The organism is Streptomyces flavusporus (genome assembly GCF_046267975.1).
In the GTDB taxonomy this organism is placed as follows: Bacteria; Actinomycetota; Actinomycetes; order Streptomycetales; family Streptomycetaceae; genus Streptomyces; species Streptomyces flavusporus.
In genome coordinates this window covers 3,336,822-3,356,919 of the sequence record NZ_CP176503.1, presented here as the reverse complement: position 1 = coordinate 3,356,919, position 20,098 = coordinate 3,336,822, and the positions used below count along the sequence as shown (strand labels likewise).

Annotated in this window: 20 protein-coding genes; 9 read left to right on the top strand and 11 right to left on the bottom strand. The window is 71.5% G+C overall.

The window, feature by feature from the left end; translation table 11 throughout:
* Positions 1 to 32 precede the first annotated feature (32 nt).
* Both ACKTSN_RS15805 and ACKTSN_RS15800 read left to right on the top strand, forming a co-directional pair.
* Positions 33 to 482, top strand: coding sequence for a hypothetical protein (locus ACKTSN_RS15805; RefSeq protein ID WP_409469733.1), 450 nt, complete (start codon positions 33 to 35; stop codon positions 480 to 482).
* 236 nt (positions 483 to 718) lie between these two features.
* Positions 719 to 1,210 (top strand): MarR family winged helix-turn-helix transcriptional regulator, encoded by a 492-nt coding sequence (locus ACKTSN_RS15800; protein WP_409469732.1) that lies wholly within the window; start codon positions 719 to 721, stop codon positions 1,208 to 1,210.
* A 4-nt stretch (positions 1,211 to 1,214) separates the two neighbouring features.
* Here ACKTSN_RS15800 and ACKTSN_RS15795 read toward each other — a convergent pair whose 3' ends face one another.
* Positions 1,215 to 2,003, bottom strand: coding sequence for a protein phosphatase 2C domain-containing protein (locus ACKTSN_RS15795; RefSeq protein ID WP_409469731.1), 789 nt, complete (start codon positions 2,001 to 2,003; stop codon positions 1,215 to 1,217).
* 362 nt (positions 2,004 to 2,365) lie between these two features.
* Between ACKTSN_RS15795 and ACKTSN_RS15790 the strand changes: the two genes are divergently transcribed.
* From ACKTSN_RS15790 to ACKTSN_RS15770, 5 genes are read left to right on the top strand one after another with little or no spacing between them, the layout of a single operon-like run.
* Entirely contained in the window at positions 2,366 to 5,305 is a 2,940-nt protein-coding gene (locus ACKTSN_RS15790; protein WP_409469730.1) for a sensor histidine kinase, read from the top strand.
* On the top strand, positions 5,302 to 5,805 hold the full coding sequence (locus tag ACKTSN_RS15785; protein WP_409469729.1) for a roadblock/LC7 domain-containing protein: 504 nt from the start codon (positions 5,302 to 5,304) through the stop codon (positions 5,803 to 5,805). The genes ACKTSN_RS15790 and ACKTSN_RS15785 overlap by 4 nt, the downstream gene beginning before the upstream one ends.
* A complete protein-coding gene (locus ACKTSN_RS15780) occupies positions 5,802 to 6,215 on the top strand; it encodes a DUF742 domain-containing protein (RefSeq protein ID WP_224739770.1) in 414 nt (137 codons plus the stop codon). Before ACKTSN_RS15785 ends, ACKTSN_RS15780 begins: the two co-directional genes overlap by 4 nt.
* A complete protein-coding gene (locus ACKTSN_RS15775; protein ID WP_409469728.1) occupies positions 6,196 to 6,834 on the top strand; it encodes a GTP-binding protein in 639 nt (212 codons plus the stop codon). Before ACKTSN_RS15780 ends, ACKTSN_RS15775 begins: the two co-directional genes overlap by 20 nt.
* A 25-nt stretch (positions 6,835 to 6,859) precedes the next feature.
* Positions 6,860 to 8,122, top strand: a complete 1,263-nt coding sequence (locus tag ACKTSN_RS15770) for a styrene monooxygenase/indole monooxygenase family protein (protein WP_409469727.1) — start codon at positions 6,860 to 6,862, stop codon at positions 8,120 to 8,122.
* Here ACKTSN_RS15770 and ACKTSN_RS15765 read toward each other — a convergent pair.
* The 4 genes from ACKTSN_RS15765 to ACKTSN_RS15750 all read right to left on the bottom strand — a co-directional run bounded on the left by ACKTSN_RS15765 (position 8,086) and on the right by ACKTSN_RS15750 (position 11,482).
* Complete coding sequence (locus tag ACKTSN_RS15765) at positions 8,086 to 9,231, bottom strand: C40 family peptidase (protein ID WP_409469726.1); 1,146 nt, start codon at positions 9,229 to 9,231, stop codon at positions 8,086 to 8,088. The genes ACKTSN_RS15770 and ACKTSN_RS15765 overlap by 37 nt on opposite strands.
* A 101-nt stretch (positions 9,232 to 9,332) precedes the next feature.
* On the bottom strand, positions 9,333 to 9,641 hold the full coding sequence (locus ACKTSN_RS15760; protein WP_409469725.1) for a hypothetical protein: 309 nt from the start codon (positions 9,639 to 9,641) through the stop codon (positions 9,333 to 9,335).
* A 48-nt stretch (positions 9,642 to 9,689) separates the two neighbouring features.
* A complete protein-coding gene (locus ACKTSN_RS15755; RefSeq protein ID WP_409469724.1) occupies positions 9,690 to 10,340 on the bottom strand; it encodes a TetR/AcrR family transcriptional regulator in 651 nt (216 codons plus the stop codon).
* Positions 10,341 to 10,543: 203 nt separating this feature from the next.
* Positions 10,544 to 11,482, bottom strand: a complete 939-nt coding sequence (locus ACKTSN_RS15750; RefSeq protein ID WP_409469723.1) for an AurF N-oxygenase family protein — start codon at positions 11,480 to 11,482, stop codon at positions 10,544 to 10,546.
* 89 nt (positions 11,483 to 11,571) lie between these two features.
* On the opposite strand from ACKTSN_RS15750, the gene ACKTSN_RS15745 reads away from it, so the two are divergent.
* A complete protein-coding gene (locus ACKTSN_RS15745) occupies positions 11,572 to 12,681 on the top strand; it encodes a ferritin-like domain-containing protein (protein WP_409469722.1) in 1,110 nt (369 codons plus the stop codon).
* Between the two features lie 7 nt (positions 12,682 to 12,688).
* On the opposite strand, the gene ACKTSN_RS15740 is transcribed toward ACKTSN_RS15745, so the two are convergent.
* The 5 genes from ACKTSN_RS15740 to ACKTSN_RS15720 form a co-directional block, all read right to left on the bottom strand.
* The gene (locus ACKTSN_RS15740) at positions 12,689 to 14,146 is read right to left on the bottom strand and encodes a penicillin-binding transpeptidase domain-containing protein (RefSeq protein ID WP_409469721.1); all 1,458 of its coding nucleotides are present in this window, start codon (positions 14,144 to 14,146) and stop codon (positions 12,689 to 12,691) included.
* On the bottom strand, positions 14,143 to 15,507 hold the full coding sequence (locus ACKTSN_RS15735; RefSeq protein WP_409469720.1) for an FtsW/RodA/SpoVE family cell cycle protein: 1,365 nt from the start codon (positions 15,505 to 15,507) through the stop codon (positions 14,143 to 14,145). Before ACKTSN_RS15735 ends, ACKTSN_RS15740 begins: the two co-directional genes overlap by 4 nt.
* A gap of 38 nt (positions 15,508 to 15,545) precedes the next feature.
* On the bottom strand, positions 15,546 to 16,826 hold the full coding sequence (locus ACKTSN_RS15730) for an ATP-binding protein (RefSeq protein WP_409469719.1): 1,281 nt from the start codon (positions 16,824 to 16,826) through the stop codon (positions 15,546 to 15,548).
* Complete coding sequence (locus ACKTSN_RS15725; RefSeq protein WP_409469718.1) at positions 16,823 to 17,578, bottom strand: hypothetical protein; 756 nt, start codon at positions 17,576 to 17,578, stop codon at positions 16,823 to 16,825. The genes ACKTSN_RS15730 and ACKTSN_RS15725 overlap by 4 nt, the downstream gene beginning before the upstream one ends.
* A gap of 83 nt (positions 17,579 to 17,661) precedes the next feature.
* Positions 17,662 to 18,168 (bottom strand): protein-tyrosine phosphatase family protein, encoded by a 507-nt coding sequence (locus tag ACKTSN_RS15720; RefSeq protein WP_409469717.1) that lies wholly within the window; start codon positions 18,166 to 18,168, stop codon positions 17,662 to 17,664.
* Positions 18,169 to 18,265: 97 nt separating this feature from the next.
* Between ACKTSN_RS15720 and ACKTSN_RS15715 the strand changes: the two genes are divergently transcribed.
* Positions 18,266 to 19,072 (top strand): nuclease-related domain-containing protein, encoded by an 807-nt coding sequence (locus tag ACKTSN_RS15715; RefSeq protein WP_409469716.1) that lies wholly within the window; start codon positions 18,266 to 18,268, stop codon positions 19,070 to 19,072.
* Between the two features lie 99 nt (positions 19,073 to 19,171).
* Here the strand turns inward: ACKTSN_RS15715 and ligD are convergent, their stop codons facing one another.
* Positions 19,172 to 20,053, bottom strand: a complete 882-nt coding sequence (ligD, locus tag ACKTSN_RS15710) for a non-homologous end-joining DNA ligase (protein WP_409469715.1) — start codon at positions 20,051 to 20,053, stop codon at positions 19,172 to 19,174.
* Between the last annotated feature and the right edge of the window lie 45 nt (positions 20,054 to 20,098).

The window sequence follows — 20,098 nt, the reverse complement described above, 5'->3', positions numbered from 1 at the left end:
ACGAAAAGGCCCCTCCGAAGCAGGAGGAATCTGTGACTCGCACCAAGGAAAACAAGCAGGAAATCCGCCAGAAGCGCGGAATCCGTGTCGCGACCATCGCGGCTTCGGGCGTGGTGGCCGCCGGAGGGATCATCCTCCCGGCGAGCGCGGCCTCGGCGTCCTCGATGCCCGAATCGCCGACCGTGAGCACGGTCGCCACGCATGGCGACCACGGGCACAAGTACTGGCACTGCAAGTGGCACAAGCACCACAAGTTCGGGGAGTGGCACAAGCACTGCAAGTGGCACAAGCACCACGACCACCACTGGTGGAATGACGACCGCGACCACCACTGGAATGACGACCGCGATCATGACTGGAAGGACAGGAACGATCGCGACTGGAAGGACAGGCACGATCGCGACTGGAAGGACAGGAACGATCACGACTGGAAGGACAGGAACGATCACGACTGGAAGGACAGGAACGATCACCGCTGGTAACGGCGGCGACGTCGGCTGATCCTGACAGAACCGCGCCGCGAACCGAACCGCACCGACTCGCTGCCCTGCCGGTCCTCCACCGGCGGGGCAGCGGCAGTGCGTCGTCGACCTGACCGAGGGGAAAGGGCTCCGGACACTGCCGTTGGTCTACGCCTGCGAAATACTGAGAGAGCTGCGGCAATGGCCGGTGGCTGGCAGGAACTTTCAGGATCGGGAAACCGGATCAGGGGACTGACGTGCACGTGGACGGAAACGGCGACGGACATCGCGGCGGAAGCGGCGCGTCGCCGACTGGTGTGGACCAGGAGTTCCTGGCCCTGGAACGCGAGCTGACCGTGTTCCTGCGGCGGGCCCGCGCCAACCAGGGCGAGATGGCCCGCGAGGTCCATCCGGACCTGGAGTCGGCCGCGTACGGACTCCTCGTACGGCTGGACGAGTGCGGCGCGCAGCGGGCCACCGAGCTCGCGGCGTACATCGGCGTCGGCAAGGCCACCATGTCCCGTCAGCTGCGCGCCCTCGAGGAGCTGGGGCTGGTGGCCCGCGAACCCGATCCGGCGGACGGCCGCGCCTGGCTGGTGCACCTCACCGATGAGGGGCGGACGCGGGTGCAGCGGGTCCGGGAGGCCCGCCGGGCGCGGTACGTCAGCAAGCTCGCCCACTGGGACCACCGCGAGGTGGCCGAACTCGCCCGGCTGTTGCACCAGTTGAACACCGGGATGGAGAAGTAGCCCGTCAGAGCTCCGCGTAGACGGCCGTCGCGTCGTCGTGGGTCTTGCTGCGGCCCAGATACGTCCGCTCCTCGCGGTCGGCGGCTTCGAGGGTGCGGACGCGGTCGATCAGCGCCTGCGCCCCCTTCTTGCGTACGAAGGTGAAGAGGTCCGTCCAGTCGCCCTCCCGGAACTTCTCCGTCCACCGGGTCGCCCCGTCCGTCAGTGCCGCCAGGGCGCGGACCTCGCTGCGCGGCAGGACCCCGGTCACCGCCCGTGCGGCCACCGAGGGATCCGCGGCGGCCGTGAAGAAGCCGCCCTCCTTGTTGCGGACGGTGGCGTCGACCAGGGCGTCGGTGGCCAGGCTCGCGCGGGGGAGGCGGGCCAGGCGGTCGTCGAGGTACGGCGTGACCGTGCCGTCGGGGGACTCGACGAGGAGGGCCGAGTCGGCGAGGACCAGATACTCGACGGTCGCCGGGGACCAGCGGGCGAGGGCCACGGTCGCCTGTGGAGTGCGAGGGTGAGAAAGGTCACAGGTTTCGGCGTGGGACTCGGCGGTACGCGCTATGGCGCGGGCCAGGGCGTCGGGCAGGGGGACATCCGAGAGTGAAACGGTCAATTCGGTCAGCGCCCCGCCGAGCCGGGCGGTGTACCAGTGAACGGAATGCAGACAGCCCGTCCCGCTCCTCGGCGGGGTCACTCCGTCCAGCACCACGAGCGAACCGCCCTGTCCGCAGGCGGGAAGTCCGACACTGGCGAAGTCCTCGTTGGGGCGGGCCGGATCAGCCGGCTCCGAAACCAGTTCTGTGCGCATCCGGCCAGTCTGCACGAGCCCTTCACAAGGTCCGCGAAAGGGTGCCATCGGTCGCCGGATCGCCGTAGCGTCGCAGGTCAGGCGCCGGGTTTGGGGTGGAATGGCGGACTCCGGGAAGACGTGGCGGCGAATAGTGCCAAAGCCCGCCGCTCACGTCCAACCGGCCTGCCGTGCGGGGCTGTCGCACACGCCGGAGGAACTTGCCCGTCAACTCCCCTCCGATGTTCACTCCTTCGGGTGGCGGGTCAGGTGATGGGCGACCACTGACCACCGGCACTGGGAGGGTCGGGGACCGGAACCGCACCGGGTGTGCACACCAGTTGACGGAGCGTCGCCCGGGCCCATGGGTACACGAGTCAGGAATGCGAGCACCGGTGCAGAAGAAGAGGCCTCGGCGCACAGGCAAGCAGACGGCCTCCGAAGGGGGCGCGGAGCGCACCCCTGTCGGCAGGGGCCGCCCGACCCACGTACGCAACCGGCTGATCGTGGCCGTGGCCGTCGTGGCCGCCGCCATCGCCGGGGCCGGCGCCCCCTCGGTCATCGCCGCCTCCGGGCAGCTGAGCGACAGCCAGGACCTGGTGACGCTGGCCGGGCAGACCCGGGACGCCCTCGTCCTGGCCCATTCCCTTGCCGACGAACGCGATGAGGTCACCTCCTACGTCGCGGCCGGCCGCCCCAAGTCCAAGGCGCCCTCCGAGCAGCGCAGCGCCCGGGTCGACCGGCAGGTCGAGGAGCTGCGCGCGAACACCGACACCCCCGCCTCGCTGCGGGCGGACCTCGATGGCATCGCGGCCGTACGCAGAGCGGCGCTCACCGGAAAGAGCACCGCTCTCGAAGCGCACGAGGCCTACTCCGACGCCATCGGCGAACTCCACCGGCTCGCCGAGGAACTGGCCGAACAGTTCCCGCCCCGCGCGGGCTCCGGCGCGTACGCCCTCGCCGAGCTCGACACCGCTGTCCAGCAGGCCGCCGCCACCCGCGGACTGCTCCTCGCCGCCCTCAACGTGCCGCGCACCACCCAGACGGTCATCGACCCCGTCACCGGCCTGCCGACCGAGACCGTCGTCTCCTCGGACGCCGACACCAAACAGCGCGCCGCCCTCACCGCCGCCGCCCTGCAGGCCCGGCTGCGCTCCGACGCCGCCCTCGCCGACTTCCACGACACCGCGACCAAGTCCGCCCGCACCTCCTACGACTCCACGGTCACCGGCCCCGAGGTCAACGCCGCCGACCAGTACCTCGCCGCCCTCACCGACCAGCCCACCCTCTCCGACCGCGAACTCGCCACCAGCGTCGGCAAACTGGACGCCGCCCTCTCCGCCCGCGTCGACACCATGCGCGGCGTCGAGTCCGCCCTCTACGAGCGCCGCATCGAGGACCTCGAGGCGCTGCGCGACGACGATGTCACCGAGCTGGAGATCCGCATCGCGATCCTCGGCGTCCTGATACTCCTCGCCGTCGGTGTCGCCACCGGCCTGGCCCGCAGCCTCACCCGCCCGCTCGCCGTCCTGCGGATCGGCTCGGCCCGGCTGGCCGGCGCCGAGGACCCGGCCGCCGAAGAGCCGGTGAAGTTCACCGGCCGCAACGACGAGTTCGCCCAGGTCGTCCGCTCCGTCAACGCCCTGCACGCGCAGGCCGTGGCCCTGCACGAGCGCGTCACCACCCTCGAGTCCGACCGCAAGCACCTCATCGGCCAGCGGCAGAAGACGGCCGACGCCCGCGAGGAACTGCGCGCCGAACTCGACGAGGCCGCCGGCCGGCTGCAGCGGCTGCGCGAGAGCATCGGCGGCACCTTCGTCAACCTCGCGCTGCGCACCCTCGGCCTGGTCGAGCGGCAGCTCGGCGTCATCGAGGGCCTGGAGGAGCGTGAGCAGGACCCCGACCGGCTCGCCACCCTGTTCAAGCTCGACCACTTCGCCACCGTCATGCGCCGGCACAGCGAGAACCTGCTCGTCCTGGCCGGTGCCGAGCACATCCAGCAGCACGCCGGGCCCGTCCCGATGGTCGACGTGGTGCGTGCCGCGGTCAGCGAGATCGAGCGGTACGAGCGGGTCCGGATCGCCGCGCTGCCGCCGCACGCGCACATCGCCGGGTTCGCCGCGGACGACCTTTCGCACCTGCTGGCCGAACTCATGGAGAACGCCACCGCGTTCTCCCCGCCCGATATGCCCGTCGAGGTTTCCGGCTGGCTCCTGGAGAACGGCGAGGTCATGCTCTCCGTCCAGGACGAGGGCATCGGCATGACCGACGAGCGGATGAGCCGCCTCAACGCCCGCCTCGCCGACTTCGACCCCGAGGCCACGTACGACCAGGAGGGCGAGGACGGGCTCGGGCTCGGTCTGTACGTCGTCGCCCGGCTCGCCCAGCGGCACGGGGTGCGGGTGCAGCTGCGCGCGCAGAAGCAGGGCGGGGTCGCGGCCGTCGTCGTACTGCCCCAGGGGCTCCTCGCGCAGGCCCCGCAGTCCGCGGTCCCGACGGTCACACCGGCGGCCGCCGGTACGCACACGTTCTCCCTGCCGGGCGCCGACGCGGAGGCCAACTCCAACGTCCTGCACGGTCGCTCGGACAGCGGTGACCCGCTGGTCGCGCTGGCGGAGAAGGCCGTACAGGCGCGGGACGCGGAGCCGGAGGAGTCGGTAGGGGAGCAGGCGCACGAGCCCGAGGAGACCGGGGCGACCGACGAGTCCACCGAGGCCGTACGGGAGACCGCGGAGGCCGACGAGGCCGTACGGGAGGCCGAGGAGGCGGACGAGGCCGTACGGGAGACCGCGGAGCCGCACGAGAGCGCGCCCGCGCCCGAAGCCCCCGCCGAGACCACGATGGAACTCCTCCTCCCGGAGCCCACGCCCGCGGAACCGGCCACGGCAGTACACCCCGCGGACGCGCACCCCGACGACCCGTACGCCCCCGAGGCCCGCCCCACCGAGCCCCGGCCCGCGGACGCGCACCGTACGGACGCGCCCCCCGCCGACCCCTATTCCATCGGCCCCGACACCCACGAGCGCACCCCCGACGAGGGAGACGAGCCCGTCACCGACAAGGGGTTGCCCAAGCGCACCCCGAAGATCACCGCGCCCGTTTCGGCGCCCCGGCCACGCAGCGGATCCGTCGACGCCGAGGCACTGCGCCGCCGGCTGGGCGGCTTCCGCCGGGGAGCGGAGGCCGGTCGCCGGGACGTCGAGGCGGAAATCGCCGAACACACGGCCGAGACGACGACGCCGGACACAGCGTCCCGGACACCCAGCGCACACGCACATGCCGAAGAAGCCACGGGGGGCACCGTCGAGGAGGCAAGCAGTTGACCGCTCCCAGTACCTTCGGACTGAGCAGTGAGGCCCGCAATCTGCACTGGCTGCTGACCAACCTCGTCGAGGAGGTGCCCGGCATCCTGTCGGTCGCAGTGGTCTCCTCCGACGGTCTGCTGCTGCTCTCCTCCGACCCCGGCCGGAACGAGGCGGCGCGCCGGCCCCGGGAGGGCCGGCCCACCGGTCCGCGCGGCTCCTCCGCCGACCTCGCCACCATCGTCTCCGGCATCGGCAGCCTCACCATCGGCGCAGCCAAGCTGCTGGACTTCGGCGGCGTGAAGCACACGATGGTCACGATGGACGAGGGCAGCCTGTTCGTGATGTCGATCAGCGACGGTTCGCTGCTCGGCGTGCACGGCTCCGCGGACTGCGACATGAGCGTCGTGGCGTACCACATGGCGTTGTTCGTCGGCCGTGCCGGTCACGTCCTGACGCCCGAACTCCGCAGCGAGCTTCGAAAATCCCTGGAGTCCGAACCTACGGGGAGTGCCCGATGAGCAGTACGCCCAAAAAGCTTCCCGTGCGCGGCGGGGACCGCAAGCCCGCCCGTGTGCGCCCCTACTCGCTGACCGGCGGCCGTACCCGCTTCGGGCATGTGCTGCTGGTCGAGACGTTCGTGGCCAGCACAGCCGCCCTCGAAGCGCCTGAGGAACGCAAGGAACTGACGAATGGTTCCCTCACCACCCGGGTGATGCCGGAGATGCGGGCCATCGTCGAACTGTGCCGCCGGATGCGCACGGTGGCCGAGATCGCCGCGCTGCTGAAGATGCCGCTCGGCGTGGTCCGCGTGCTGCTGAGCGATCTCGCGGACCAGGGAAAGATCCGTGTGTACGGAACCGGTCACGGCACGGGCCGGCCGGACCGCGCTCTGCTGGAAAGGGTGCTGAGTGGACTCCGTCGTCTCTGACGCCGCCCGTGGCGTCTCCCCCCTCGTCGAGCCCGACGACAACCTCAAGGCCTGGCAGACGGACCCCACCCGTGCCCCCATCGCCACGAAGATCGTCGTGGCGGGCGGCTTCGGCGTGGGCAAGACCACTCTGGTCACCTCGGTCTCGGAGATCACGCCGCTCCAGACGGAGGCGCTGATGACCGAGGCCAGTGAGGAGACCGACGACCTCACCGCCACGCCCGGCAAGCTGACCACCACCGTGGCCATGGACTTCGGCCGCATCACGCTCGACGACGACCTGGTGCTCTACCTGTTCGGCACGCCGGGCCAGCAGCGGTTCTGGTTCATGTGGGACGACCTGGTGCGCGGCGCGATCGGTGCCGTGGTGCTGGCCGACACCCGCCGGCTGAAGGACTGCTTCCCGGCGCTCGACTACTTCGAGAGCTGCGGACTGCCGTACATCGTCGCGGTCAACCACTTCGACGGCAGCGAGCTGTTCGAGTCGGAGGACGTGCGGGAGGCGCTGACGATCCCGCGCCACATACCTGTCATGATCATGGATGCGCGGCGCCGGATCTCGGTGATCGAGACCCTCCTGGCCCTGGTGGGCCACGCGCTCGACGAAACCCCCGAGTAGAACCGACTTAGGAGTCACCAGCCGCATGCGGAAGATACTCGTCGTCGGAGCCGGCCAGTCCGGACTCCAGCTCGCTCTCGGCCTGCAGTCCCACGGGTACGAGGTCACCCTGATGTCCAATCGGACGGCGGACGAGATCCGCACCGGCCGGGTCATGTCGACGCAGTGCATGTTCCACACGGCCCTCCAGCACGAGCGCGATCTCCAGCTGAACTTCTGGGAGTCCCAGGCCCCGAAGATCGAAGGACTCGGTGTCTCGGTCGCGGCCCCCGGCTCGCACGACCCGGGCCCGACGCAGCGGGCGATCGACTGGGTGGGCACCCTCGACGGGTATGCGCAGTCGGTCGACCAGCGGGTGAAGATGGCCGGCTGGATGGAGACCTTCGCCCAGCGCGGCGGCCAGCTGGTCATCCACGGCGCGGCGGTCGGCGACCTCGACTACTTCTCCCGTACGTACGACCTGGTCCTCGTCTCCGCGGGCAAGGGTGAGCTGGTGTCCATGTTCGGCCGCGACCCGGAGAGGTCCCCGTACAGCGAGCCGCAGCGTGCCCTCGCCGTCGCCTACGTGCACGGCCTGGGCCCGCGCCCGGAGCACCCGGAGTTCGACGCGGTCCGCTGCAACCTGGTGCCCGGCGTCGGTGAGCTGTTCGTCATGTCGACCCTCACCACCTCCGGCCGCGCCGACATCCTGCTCTGGGAAGGCATACCCGGCGGCCCGCTGGACGTCTTCAACGGCGTCAAGGACCCGGCGGAGCACCTCTCCCTGACCCTGGAACTCATGGAGAAGTTCGTCCCCTGGGAGTACGCGCGGGCCACCAAGGTGGAACTGACCGACGCGAACGGCACGCTCTCCGGCCGCTTCGCCCCCACCGTGCGCAACCCCGTAGGCCGCCTGCCCGGCGGCGGTCTGGTGCTCGGCGTCGCCGACGTGGTCGTCGCCAACGACCCGATCACCGGCCAGGGCTCCAACTCGGCGTCCAAGTGCGCCGCCTCCTACCTCGCCTCGATCCTCGAGCACGGGGACAAGGAGTTCGACGAGGCGTGGATGCGGCAGACCTTCGACCGCTACTGGGACACCGCCCAGCACGTCACCAAGTGGACGAACGCCATGCTGGCCCCGCCGCCGGAGCACATCCTGGGCCTCATCGGCGCCGCCGGACAGCTCCAGCCCGTCGCCGACCGCTTCGCCAACGGCTTCAACGACCCGGCGGACTTCGAGAACTTCTTCTACGAGCCGGAGAAGACGGCCGCCTACCTCGCCGAGGTCGGCGGCGCGGCCGAGGCGTAGCCCTCGTCCGACCCGTCCATGGCCCCCTTGGGGAGCTTCGGCGGCGCGTACCGCCGCAAGGGCTCCCCGTCGGGGTCGGGCCGGACGGCCCCCAGGATCGGGTTGGCCGCGATCGGTGAGACCTTGACCTTCGCGCCCGGCCGCGGCGCCTGGACCACCATCCCGTCGCCGAGGTACATCGCCACATGCGTGGCCTCCGGGAAGTACACCACCAGGTCCCCGGGCCGCAGCGCGCTCATCGGGATGCGCTTCAGACGCGCCCACTGCTCCTGGCTGGTCCGCGGGATCGGCGTCCCGGCACTCGCCCAGGCCTGCGAGGTCAGTCCTGAACAGTCGTACGACTTCGGCCCCTCCGCACCCCACTCGTAGGGCTTCCCCAGCTGGCGCACGGCGTAGCGCAGGGCCCGGTTGCCCTCCTGGGTCGGCTTCTGTGCACTGCTGAGGGCGCCGGACGCCATGAACTCCTTCTGCGCCTTGGCGATCCCGTTCTTCTCGAACTCGGCGAGCGCCGCCAGCTGCTCGGCGCTGAGCGAGGCGAGCATTTCCTCCACCGCGTCGAGCCGCTTGCGCACCTCGTCCCGCTGCTTCTTCTGCCGTGCGGTGAGGGTGAGTTGGCGATCGAGGGCCGTGCGGGCCTTGCGGGCCAGCCCGTCGGCCTTACGCTCGCTGCCGGTCAGCTCGGCCACCGTCTTGGCCCGTTCCCGGGCCAACTGGCCGATCACATGCCCCTGCTCGAGCGCGCGCTGCGGATCGCGGGCGAGCAGCAGCCGCACGTACGGGGAGATGTCGGTGCTGCCCTGGTACTGCTGCCGGGCCAGCCGTCCGGCGGAGCTCCGGCTGTCCTGCAGGGCGAGCCGGGCGCGGGCCAGCGCGGTGTCCAACCGGCGGACCTCGGCGCGCTGTTTCTTCAGCTTCTCCTCGGTGGCGTTGTGGGCCTCGGTGGCCCGCTCGGCCTCCCGGTACAGCCGCCGAAGGTCCGTCAGCAGCTCGGCCACGGTTCGCTTCCCGGGTGCGGGCGGCTGCGGTGCGGCGGCCGCGGGTACGGCGGCGAGTACGGCGTGGGCCGCCACGGTCGCCGTACACACCAGACGCAGGAGTCTTCCTGGCACATCATCACCTCCGGTGCGGGCAGCGTCTCCGCTCCGCACCGCGAGCATCCCCGGGTCCGCGCGGGGCGCTCGCCGGGTGTGCGCGGGATGGCGTAGTCAGGTCACCCGTCGGCGTCGTCCGGCTTGCCGCCCGGCGTGGCGTCGGGCTTGGCGTCCGGTTTGGACCACGGCCATGTGAGGCGGCTGCCGCCCTGGTCGCCGCTGGGGTCGTGGACGTACTTCCAGTGCTGCGTGAGCCGGCCGTGTCCCCGCGGCACACGGCGGTAGACCAGCACGGTGGGCGGGCCGCCGTGCGGGTCCGGCACGGGGATGCGGTACGTCTTGGGCGGGTGCCCGGTGAGCCCGAGGAGCACGGGCAGGACGCGGCCGTCCATGGGTCCGCCCTCGAAGGGGGTGTCTTCGCTCTTCACGGGACCAGTCTCAGGTATCCGCCTCGGGTGTCCGCTTCACATGTCCGCTCAGGCGTCCGTCGAGGCGAGGGCCTGTACGACCGAGGCGGTCTGGGGGTCGCGGGCGGCGGTCACCGAGAGCACCGCGACGAACTGCTCCACCAGCCAGTCCCGCAGCTCGTCGACGGGCGGCTGCTTGTTCTCGTCGAGCCAGATCAGCGAGGCCGCCTCCACGGCGGTGATCCACATGCGCACGGTCATCCGCAGTCGGGGGGTTGGTTCCGTGATGTCCAGGTGGCGGAGGATGTGATCGGCCGCGGCCCGTCGTACGCCGTCCACGATGGCGGTCGTGCGGGACGTCTCGACGACGCTGCCGCCCTGGAGGAGGGCGCTGAAGCCGGCGTCGTGCTGGTCGACGAAGGCGAGATAGCGGTCCAGGGCGCGGCGCAGGCGGGGGAGGAGCGGGCCCTGTCTCGGCTCGTCGAAGCACTGCTCGAGTTCCTCGGCGGCGGAGCGCAGGGCCGCCTCGTACAGCTGTTGCTTGCCGCCCGGGAAGTAGCGGTACACCAGGGGGCGGGAGACCCCGGCTGCCTCCGCCACGTCGTCGAGGGAGACGTCCTCGGGGGCGCGGTTGGCGAAGAGGGTGAGGGCGGCGGTCAGGAGTTGGGTGCGGCGTTCCTCTACGCTCAGGCGGCGGTAGGCGGGGGTGGTCGGGGCCATGACCGCAGCGTAATCGTGCCGGCGTTTGAAAGGGCACTCGGCGTTGGGGGCGGCGCGGGGGTGGGTGCGCAGCCCGGCGCCGGCGGGGTGCCTCCCCCACTCTCGGCTTCGCTCGAGCGGGGGGACCCCCATCGCCCACCCGTGCCGCCCTGGGGGTCCCCCCAGGCCCTTAAGGCACTGGGGGAGGCACGACTGCCCGCAGCTCAGGCCAGGAGTCCGGACGACTTCCACAGGTGGCGGCCGACTCCCCGTAGCACTCCGATGTCGTCCAGGAAGTCCGTCAGGCGCTTCGCGCCCGTCTGCATGATCTCGCGGCGGTGGGCGCTTGCCTTGACCTGGGCCATTGCCTCGCGCTTGTCCAGGCCCACGTTCGTGTAGACCTCGGGGTTGATGAAGGCGACCGAGAAGACGCGGGCGAACTCGCCGGAGGTGATGCGGGTGAACTCCTGGGACCACTTGGGGGCGGTCACCATCTGGCGGCGCAGTTCCTCGCGGGCGTAGCGGACGTGGCGGGCCTCCTCGACGACATGGATGCGTGTCACGCCCCGGATCAGTGGCTGCACGCGCTCGTCCGGGAAGGTCAGCCGCTGCATCCAGTCGAGGACCTCCTCACCGAGCAGGGTCGCGGTGAAGGAACCGGGCGTGGTGGAGATGGTCTTGAAGAGGCGGCCGAGCTGCTGGTGGGTGCGGCTCACCGGGTACCAGGGCGTCTCACCGTGCGCTATGAGCCGGGCGAACATCTTGGAGTGCCGGCACTCGTCCTCGATCTCGGTGAGGGCGTAGCGGACGTGTGCGCTCGTCGCCGCCTTGTCGTAGATGTGCCGGACCAGCAGCTGCATCAGGATGAGCTCGAACCAGATGCCGAGCGAGGCGAGCGCGGCGGCCTCGTGCTGGGAGAGCCGGATCCGCTGCTCCTCGCTCATCCGCTGCCACATCGGCGTGTCGTACAGCGACACCAGCTCCGGCGGCCAGAACCACTTGCCCTCCTCGAAGGGCGCGTCCCAGTCGAGTTCCTTGTCCGGGTCGAAGGAGTGCTTGGCCGAGGAGTCGAGCAGCCGCTCGGCCACCTGCTCGCGGTCCTTGAGCAGGCCGAGCGCGTCGCGCAGCCCTTCGAGCGCGTCGGTTTCGGTGAGGGATGTCATGCCGTTATGAGACTGCTTGTCAGCAAGCCCGTCAATCCCCTGCGCGCGACTTGTTGACCCCGCGTCTACTACGTGTGAACCTGCGCAGCATGCCGACCTTCGACCAGTACGCCATGGACCCCGGAGCCCCCCTCTGGTCGGTGCCCGCCACCGGTGCGGCCCGGTTCAGCTGGGAGTACGACGACGGCCGCGACCGTCTTCTGGCCCTGTACCAGAAGGGCAAGGACAAGCAGTGGGACGGGCAGAAGCGGATCGACTGGGATCTGGAGGTCGATCCGTACGACCCGCTCGGCACCCCCGACGAGGCGCTCTCGCTGTACGGCACGAAGCACTGGGCGAAGCTCACCGACAAGGACCGGGGTGAACTGCGGCGGCACTACTCCGCCTGGCAGTTCAGCCAGTTCCTGCACGGCGAGCAGGGCGCGATGATCTGCGCGGCGCGGATCGTCGAGTCCGTTCCCGACCTGGACGCCAAGTTCTACTCGGCGACGCAGACCATGGACGAGGCCCGGCACGCGGAGATCTACGGGCGCTTCCTGCACGAGAAGATCGGGATGCTCTACCCGATCAACGACAACCTCCGGTCCCTGCTCGGCGACACCCTGCGCGACAGCCGCTGGGACATGCCCTACCTCGGCATGCAGGTGCTGATCGAGGGCCTCGCCCTGGCCGCCTTCGGCATGATCAGGGACACCACGAACAAACCGCTGCCGAAGCAGATCCTTGCGTACGTCATGCAGGACGAGGCCCGGCATGTGGCCTTCGGCCGGATGGCCCTGCGGGACTACTACAGGCAGCTCAGCGACGCCGAACTGCGCGAACGCGAGGAGTTCGTCATCGAGGGCTGCTACCTGATGCGCGACCGGCTGCGGGGCGTGGAGGTGCTGGAGAACTTCGGCATCCCGAAGGCGGAGGCCGAGGAGTACACCGAGCGGTCCGAGTTTCTCGCCCTCTTCCGCAAGCTGCTCTTCAGCCGCATCGTCCCCTGTGTCAGGGACATCGGCCTGTGGGGCAAACGCCTCCAGCAGGCCTATGTCGACATGGGCGTCCTCGAGATGGGTGACTCCAACCTCGACCTGCTGATGGCCCAGGACGAGGAGATCGCGGACCGGCTCGACGCCGAGCGCTTCGCGGCCGAGGAACAGGAGCGGGTCGCGGAGGTGACGGAGGCGATCGAAGCGGGCGCCTGCCCCGACTGACGGCTTCTCACGACCCGAGCACCGCCGCCATCACCGCCCGGGCGATCGGCGCCGCCACCCCGGCTCCGCTGATGTGCCCCCGGTGCGCCGCCGCGTCCTCCACCACCACGGCGACCGCGACCCTCGGCTCCAGTTCGTCCTCGGCCTGCGCCCAGGACACGAACCAGGCGTACGGCATACCGGTGTTGCCGATGCCGTGCTGGGCGGTGCCGGTCTTGCCGCCGACCGTCGCGCCGGGGATCGCGGCGTTGGTGCCGGTGCCGTCCTCCACCACGCCCCGCATCAGCTCCCGCAGCCGGGCCGCGGTGGACGGGAGCATCGCCTGGCGGACCGGGCGGGCGCCGGCCGTGGACACCGTCGCACCCCGGTTCGTGGTCGTGCGCTCCACGAGGTACGGCTCCCGCAGCTGCCCGCGGTTGGCCACGGCCGCCGAGACCATCGCCATCTGCAACGGCGTGGCCCGCGTGTTGTACTGCCCGATGGACGACAGGGCCAGCTGCGCCCGGTCGACCTCGGTGTCGAAGCTGCTCGGGGAGACCGGATACGGGATCCGCAGCCCCGTGTCGTTGAAGCCGAACGCCTGGGCGGTCGCCGCCATGCCGGTCACGCCCACGTCCACGCCCAGCTTCGCGAACACCGTGTTGCAGGACCGCCCGAAGGCCACCCGCAGTGAGGCGTTTCGGCAGCCCTGGGCCGCGTTGCGCAGTGGCGTGGTGGTACCGGGCAGGGTGTACGGGTCGGGCGAGCGGGTGGGCCGGTCGACGTGCCTGATCACGCCGGCGTCCAGTGCCGCCGCCGCGGTGACCACCTTGAAGGTCGAGCCCGGCGGATACGTCTGCCGCACCGCCCGGTTCAGCATCGGCCTGGCGGGGTCCTCATTGAGCCCGAGCCAGGAACGGGTCACCGACGGGCCGTTCCCCGACAGCGACTCCGGGTCGTACGACGGAGTGGAGACCAGCGCCAGGATCCGTCCCGTCGCCGGTTCCAGCGCCGCCACCGCACCCGTGCGTGTGCCCAGCCCCCTGTACGCCGCCTGCTGCGCCGCCGCGTTGAGCGTGGTGATGACGTCACCGCCCGGGTTCTGCGCCCGGGTGAGGTCGGACCACAGGGGGAACGGCGAGAGCATAGGGTCGGTGCCGGACAGGGTGCTGTCCTCGGCGTGCTCCAGGAACGACGTGCCGTACTCCTGTGAGGCGAAGCCGGTGACGGGGGCGTACAACGGGCCGTTCGCGTAGGTGCGTTCGTAGCGGAGCTGCTCGCCGGTGTCCTTGGAACCGGTGACCGGCCGGTCGCCGACCAGGATGTCGCCGCGCGGCTGGCCGTAACGGGCGATGCTCTGACGGCGGTTGGCGGGGTTGTCGTCGTACGCCGGGGCCTGGACGACCTGGATGCGGGACGCGTTGAGCAGCAGGGCGACGAGCAGCAGGGCGCAGAAGGCGGCGGCGTGCCTGATGTGCCGGGTCACGGGGCGACCCGCCCGTCGTACTGTCTGCGGGCCGAGTCGCTCACCCGGATCAGCAGCGCCACGATCGCCCAGTTGGTGACCACCGAGGAGCCGCCCTGCGCCAGGAACGGCATCGCCATGCCGGTCAGCGGGATCAGGCCCGTCACCCCGCCCGCGATGACGAACACCTGGAGCGCCACGATCGACGCGAGCCCCACCGCGAGCAGTCGGCCGAAGGGGTCGCGCAGGGCGAGGCCGGCCCGGTAGCCACGCTCGACGAGCAGGGCGTAGAGCAGGAAGATCGCGGTCAGCCCCAGCAGGCCGAGTTCCTCGCCCGCCGTGGCCAGGATGAAGTCCGACTTGACGGCGAAGCCGATCAGGGGGGAGTGGCCGAGCCCGAGGCCCGTGCCGAGCATCCCGCCCGCCGCGAAGGCGAACAGGGACTGCGCGAGCTGGCCCGGGCCCCGGCCGGCGTCGATCGACGCGAACGGGTGCAGCCAGTCGTGGATCCGGGCGGCCACATGGGGTTCCATCCGGCCGACGGCGACCGCGCCCAGCGTCGCGAGCAGCAGACCGACCGCGATCCAGCCGGTGCGGCCGGTCGCGACGTACAGCATGACCACGAACAGGCCGAAGAAGAGCAGCGAGGTGCCCAGGTCGCGTTCGAGGATCAGGACGCAGACGCTCAGCAGCCAGATGGCGACGACCGGCCCGAGGACCCGGCCGGTGGGAAACTGCAACCGCCAGATGCGGCGGCCCGCGTACGCCAGCGCGCTGCGGTTCGCCGCCAGGTACGCGGCGAAGAACACCGCCAGCAGCACCTTCGCGAACTCGCCCGGCTGGATGGAGAATCCGGCGATCCGGATCCAGATCCGGGCGCCGTTCACGGGCGGGAACAGGATCGGCAGGGTGAGCAGGACCAGGGCGGCGGCGACACAGACGTACGCGTAGCGCTGCAGGACCCGGTGGTCGCGCAGTGCGGCGACGACCACGATGAACAGGGCCACCCCGAGGGTCGACCAGACGAGCTGGGCGGGGGCCGCCCGGTCACCCGGCGTCTGCAGGTCCAGCCGGTAGATCAGCACCAGGCCGAGGCCGTTGAGCAGGACACCGATGGGCAGCAGCAGCGGATCGGCGTACGGGGCGCGGAGACGGACCGTCAGGTGGGCGAGCAGCGCGAGGACGCCGAGCCCGGCGCCGTAGCCCACGGCGCCGGGCGGGACGGCGCCGTGCCGGGCGAGGCCGACAGCGCAGTAGCCGTACACCGAGAGGAGTACCGCCAGGACGATGAGGGCGAGTTCGATGCCACGGCGGCGGGGGATGCGGAGCGCGGGAGCGGGTGCGTCCGCTGCCACGGTGGTTCCGGTTCCGGCCTTCGTCATGCCCGGAACTTACCCAAATGAGGAGAGTTGTTCTCTCGTCATGCCGCGCCATCGGCGACCGCCGGGCCCCCGTTCGGCGGAGTCAGAGGAAGCGTCAGCCGCGCCACCGCCCCGCCGTCCGGTGCGTTGCCGAACTCCAGGCGCGCGCCCAGCACCTCCGCCTGCCCGAGGGCGATCGTCAGGCCGAGTCCGTGCCCTTTCGAGCCGCCCTCCGTGCGGAACCGCTGCGGCCCGTGCGCCAGGAGGTACTCCGGATAGCCGTCCCCGTGGTCCCGCACGGTCACCACGGGCCCGTCCACCGTCAGCACCGCCGGCGGCCGCCCGTGCTTGTGCGCGTTCGCGACCAGATTGCCCAGCACGCGCTCCAGCCGCCGCCGGTCGGTCTCCACGCGCGCGTCCTGCACGACGTGCACCCGCGTGTCGGTCCCGGAGGCCCGCACGACCCGGCCGGCCAGCGCGCCCAGTTCCTCGATGGCCAGGTCCAGCCGCTCCCGCCCGGTGTCCAGCCGGGAGATCTCCAGCAGGTCCTCGGTGAGGGTGCGCAGCGCCGCCACCCGGTCCCGCACCAGCTCGGTCGGGCGGCCCGGCGGCAGCAGCTCCGCCGACGCGTGCAGGCCGGTCAGCGGAGTGCGCAGCTCGTGCGCCACATCCGCGGTGAACCGCTGCTCGGCCTGCAGCTTGCCCTGGAGCGACGCGGCCATGGAGTCCAGCGCGGCGGCCACCGCGGCCACCTCGTCCTGCGGCCGGCTCGGATCGCGGGTACGGGCGTCGTTCACGCGCGCGTCCAGGTCGCCCGCGCTGATCCGCCGCGCGACCTGCGCCGTGGCGTGCAGCCGCCGGGTCACCCGGGTCACCGCGAACGCCCCCACCAGTACCGTCGCGCCGGTCGCGAGCGCCGACGACCAGCCGATCGCCTGGTCGAGGCCGTCGATGGTGCGCGCCTGCTGCGAGTAGTCGACGGCCACCGCGAGGACACGGCTGCGGTCGGCGGGGCCCGCCGCCCACATCGTGGGGCGGCCCTGCCGGTCGGCGACCATCGTGCCGCGGTCCCCGGCCGCCGCGAGCTCACGCAGCGGCGCGGGCAGCCCGTCGGAGTCGAGGCCGGCGCCCGGCATCAGCGGATCCCCGGCCTCGTACGCCGCCGTGGCGTCCGCCAGCCGGGACAGCGCGAGGTCGCGGGCCTCGCCGACCGTCCGGTGCGTCACCGAGACGTGCACCAGGACGCCGAGCAGCGCGGCGAGGGCACAGCACATCGCCGTGATGAAGAGGGCGGACTTCACGGCCAGGGTGCCGGCCCAGCGGGGCGGCGTGAGCCTCATCGAGGGCTTGCCGAGGGCGTGGCGGACGGGCGGGGGGAGTCCTTCCGCTTGCCGGTGCGCAGCATCTCGTCATGCGTGAGCAGCATCGCGCGCTGCTCCGGGTCCCAGGTCCACTGGAGGCGGTACTCGTAGCCCGTGACCTCGGACGGCGCGCGCAGGATCAGCGACCGCCCGGCGATCTCCACCCCGCTCAGGGCGTCGTCGTAGGCCATGACCTGCATCAGCCGGTGCTTGTCGACGGTGTAGACGCGGACGGCGGTCAGCTCGCCGGGCAGCAGCCGGAAGCCCAGTGTCAGGTCGTGACGTCCGTCGCCGGTCAGATCCCGGTAGTACGGCTCGAGGACCGGGCACCCGGTCCGGTCCCCGGCCCTGCCGCACTCCGCCATCCGGCGGGCCGTCTCCCGGTACGGCGCCTTGCTCCCCCGGTAGTCGCCCGGGCTCGCGGCGATCTCGGTGCGGACCACCGCGACCGGGTCCACGGTGCGGATGTCGTCGTCCGGGACGTCGACACCCTTCATGACCTTCCTGTCCACCTCGCCGATCTCGAAGGCGGGACTGGACGCCGGCGTCAGTCCGGGCCACAGCCGGGCCGGGCCGACCGCGGTCGGTGTCGCCCCCGCGCCACGCAGCCCGCCCGCGTCACCGCAGGCCGTGGCGGTCGCCGCCAGGAGGACGGCCGCGAGGAGGGCGAGGACGCGCACGGGGGTGGTGCGCCGAGGGAGACGGAGGGGCACTGCGCTCCTGTGGTTCATGGTTCACGGTGGTCTGGCCGCATACACCTTATTCGTGGGGAATTCCTTTTTGCGTATCCGCTCGGTGTACGGACGGCCCACGGCTACTCGGCGAGCTCCTCCAGTAACCGCACCGTCGGCAGCCCCGCCCGCAGATACTCCACGAACAGGTCGTTGTGCAGCGCCCAGGGCGAGCGGCGGGCACGGATCAGCCGGATCGCGGCCTCCACGGAGCTGCCGCCGTGCACCAGGGCGTGGGCGATGACCAGGCCGGAGCGGTTGTAGCCGTGGTAGCAGCGCACGAGGACCCGGCGGCCCTGGTCCAGCGCGTCGCAGACGGCCTCGGCCAGCCGGATCACGCCCGCGAGCTGGGTGCCGTCCAGGGGCCCGTCCGGGATGGGCCACACCTGGTGCTCGACGCCCGGGTCGGGGCCGTGGCCGGGCAGCCGCAGAAGGGTCTGGACGAGATCGAACTCGTCCCGCACGACGGCGAACTCCACCTCGCCCGAACGGCCTGTGAACTCGTGCCCGCCCATCCACAGACCGGGCACGATCTCGTCCCACGGGCTGTCCGGAGCCGGTACGTCGGGGTGCTTCCTGCGGGTACGCAACGGCTCCTCCCGAGGGCCTGCCCAACTCCTCTCAAAGGTAACCGGGTTCTTGCCCCTGGAGCACCCCGCCTGTTCCCATGGTCATGGGGTGATGTGCATGAGCGGACTGCGCGTCGTACCGACCTGGCAACACGGTCGGGAACGGCTGTACGTCTGCCTCACGGACGGCAGGAACATCGCCTGGTACGACCGTGAGGCGGCCCGGGTCAACCTGATCGGCGAGGACCGCAGAGAGGACGTCCTTCAGGCCCTGCGCCCCTTCCTGACCGGCCCGGTCACGGTGGGCCTGCCACCGGTGCCCACCCCGGCCGAGCTGGCCCGTCTCTCCCTGCACCCGGACGACGACCTGGCGCCCAACCGCCCCGGAGAGGCCCTCCTGATCGCCCTGGACCGGAATCCGGGCGGCCTGGTGCCCCGGCTGCGCACCGATCCCCGGCGCCGGGCGCTGGAGGCCGAGCAGACGGTGGGGGAGGCGCTGGACCGGCTGGACGGCGCGGGCTGGCACACCCTGCACTCCATTCCGCTGCCCGGCGGCGACCGCATCCACCACCTGCTGATCGGCCCCGGCGGACTCTTCGCGGTCCACACGCTGTACGCCCGCAAGCAGCGGATCCTGGTCGCCGACCCCATGGTCACGCCGGGGCGGCGGGAGCCGCGGCCGCTGCTGCGCCGGGTGCGTGCGGACGCCGACCGTGCCTCGTACGCCCTGACGGCCGAGGTCCACCCCGTGCTGGCCCTGGTCGGCCCGGCCCGCGTGTCCCTCGACGGGCCGGTGCGCGAGGTCCGCGTCCTGCAGGACACCGACCTCGCCGGGCTGGCGCGGCTCGGGGGAGTCCTGAAACCGGCGGACGTGGAGGCCCTGCACGCGATGGCCAGGGACCGGAACACGTGGGTCAGAGTGTGACCTGCGGTCGGGCAGCGCCGTAGGGGCGCGGGGAACTGCGCGATCAGCCACGGCGGTGCCGCAGACGATCGACGGCACATCGCGGCACCCAGCGGAGCGTCAGGGCAGCCGGCCGGCCCGGCCCCGGTCGAGCAGCGGGGCCAGTACATCGCCGTAGTCCTGCACGCGCGGGGCGATGTCGCCGGCCTGGAAGGTCAGCTGGCCGACGTCCCCGCACGCCTCGACCTCCTCCCAGGTCACCGGCGCCGACACCGTCGGCGTGGCCCGTGCCCGCAGGGTGTACGGCGTCGCCGTCGTCTTCCGGGCGGCGTTCTGGCTCCAGTCGACGAACACCTTGCCCGGCCTGAGGCTGCGCGTCATCCGGTGCAGGACCAGCCGGTGCATCGCCTGCTCCGCCTCCATGGCGAGCTCCTTGGCGTACTCCGACACCTGGTCGGAGGGGGTCGGCCGGATGCCGGCCAGCAGATGAAGCCCCTTCGACCCGGACGTCTTCGCGTACGCGTCGATGCCGTCCGCCGCCAGCCGCTCCCGCAGCCACAGCGCGACCTCGCAAGCCTGGACGACGGTCGCCGGTGCCCCGGGGTCCAGGTCGAAGACCAGCCGGTCGGCCATCGCCGGCTCCTGGATCACCCACTGGTGCGTGTGGAACTCGGTCACCAGGTTCGCGGCCCACATCAGGCTCGGCAGGTCCTGCACGAGCACCATCCGGGCCGGACCTTCCGAACGGGGCACCTCGGCGGTGGTGACCCACTCGGGCGTACCCGGCGGCACGTTCTTGGTGAAGAAGACCTGCCCGTCGGGCCCGTCCGGGTAGCGCAGGAAGGACACCGGCCGATCCCGCAGATGCGGCAGCAGTACGTCGGCGGTCGTCGCGTAGTAGTGCAGCAACTCGCCCTTGGTGAACCCGGTCGCCGGGTGCAGCACCTTCTCGAGATTGCTCAGCGCGACCCGCCGCCCCTCCACCTCTGTGATCGGCGTCATACGATGAGAATCACACGAAACCGGGTGATATCGCTTGATCCCGCT